This window comes from Caldanaerovirga acetigignens (genome assembly GCF_900142995.1).
Classification (GTDB): domain Bacteria; phylum Bacillota; class Thermosediminibacteria; order Thermosediminibacterales; family Thermosediminibacteraceae; genus Fervidicola; species Fervidicola acetigignens.
The window spans coordinates 1-1,297 of sequence record NZ_FRCR01000035.1 but is presented as its reverse complement, the minus strand read 5'-3'; the positions used below and the strand labels follow the sequence as shown (position 1 = coordinate 1,297).

The following is a 1,297-nucleotide window of genomic DNA, read 5'->3' as shown; positions in this document are numbered from 1 at the left end:
TTTATCGCGCAAGGATGTTTTTGAGGAATTTTTTTAGAGAACAAAATGAAGGGGCAGGATGCGATGAAAAAAGATAAGGACGCTTTCGAGCTTTACCTATCCAAAAAAATAAAGGAGTGCGCTGAATACATCCCAGTTCCGAAACATATCGAAGATGAAATTTGGGCCAAAATAAAAAGAGAAGATGAAGTGCAGAAAAATGTGGGTTTTCAAATCGCAGTCCCGGAATACCTCCCGGAGGGATACGGTTTCCACGGCGCGAAGATTTCCGGTGGGGGGAAAAATTCCGTTATTTTAATTTATAGAAAAGGAACAGAAGGTGAGGAACTTAGAATTGAACAATTTTCTGTAGCACGGGAAACAGCCTTTTCTCATAATTTCCGGACAAATGATGTAGAAGTAAAAGACCTCAACATAAAAGGATCTGAAGCCACACTCATTCATTTTAAGAAAAGCGGCTTAAGGCAGCTTTTATACGAAAACGGCTCGACTTTTTTATAATTACAAGGAGATTGAGCGAAGGGGATATAATCCGGGTAGCCAAAAACATGAAGCCTTAGGGGAATTTTACGATCAATTTATTTTACCACAATTTTGATTATATTATTTTCAAGACCCAATCTTTTCTGAAGTTCTTCACTTATTTTCATTGTTATTACTGTGTCTTTTTCCACAGATTTAAAAACATAATGAACGGCTGATACAACAGTCCCATCAGTACCATATTCTTCATCCGGCTGAAGTTCCAAAAATTCTACAGTATAATCGCCGGATATCCGGCCTTGGTTATATATTGAAGGAGGAAAGAAATCACTATATTTCATTGTTTGAGAACTGCTTATCTTGATTTTGCCTTCTTTCATCTCAATAATCCCGTTTTTCGGGATGGGTCTCCCATTTACTTCAATTTCATACACCCAACAATTTCTTACAAGCTGCGATATTTGAGCGGAATTCATATGCTTTAACATTAACGTAACAAGATATTTGCCTTCTTTATATAGCTCTTTAGTTAACCTTAAATCTGATTCTTGGTTTGATAACTCAGTTTTCAGTTTTTCTATTTCCTTGTCTTTCATTTCAATTGTTGATTGCAACTCACTTATATACAAATTTTTCCTGTAAAGTAATGAACCGCTGATTATTATAAAAAGTAAATTGGTTACGATAAGAATTACTAAAATTTTTTTGATTATCATTTTTTCCTCCTAAATTTTACAAAATATTAGTCTATCCTGAAAATAATGTTCCGAAAAAAGGCAATAAAAACTAAGCCCATATCCAACTGGAAAAATAT

2 protein-coding genes are annotated in these 1,297 nt (G+C 34.6%); one reads left to right on the top strand and one right to left on the bottom strand.

What is annotated here, in order from left to right; genetic code table 11:
- Positions 1-63: 63 nt before the first annotated feature.
- Positions 64-501 carry a DUF4367 domain-containing protein gene (locus BUB66_RS11815; RefSeq protein ID WP_073258742.1) on the top strand — a complete coding sequence of 146 codons (438 nt, stop codon included), beginning with the start codon at positions 64-66 and terminating at the stop codon, positions 499-501.
- A 77-nt stretch (positions 502-578) separates the two neighbouring features.
- On the opposite strand, the gene BUB66_RS11810 is transcribed toward BUB66_RS11815, so the two are convergent.
- Positions 579-1,199: a hypothetical protein gene (locus BUB66_RS11810; RefSeq protein ID WP_073258740.1), complete on the bottom strand. Its 621-nt coding sequence runs from the start codon at positions 1,197-1,199 to the stop codon at positions 579-581.
- Between the last annotated feature and the right edge of the window lie 98 nt (positions 1,200-1,297).

Bases quoted from the DNA above. Each gene is read 5' to 3' on its own strand.
- BUB66_RS11810 (WP_073258740.1), bottom strand. From the start codon at position 1,199: ATGATAATCAAAAAAATTTTAGTAATTCTTATCGTAACCAATTTACTT.
- BUB66_RS11815 (WP_073258742.1), top strand. From the start codon at position 64: ATGAAAAAAGATAAGGACGCTTTCGAGCTTTACCTATCCAAAAAAATA.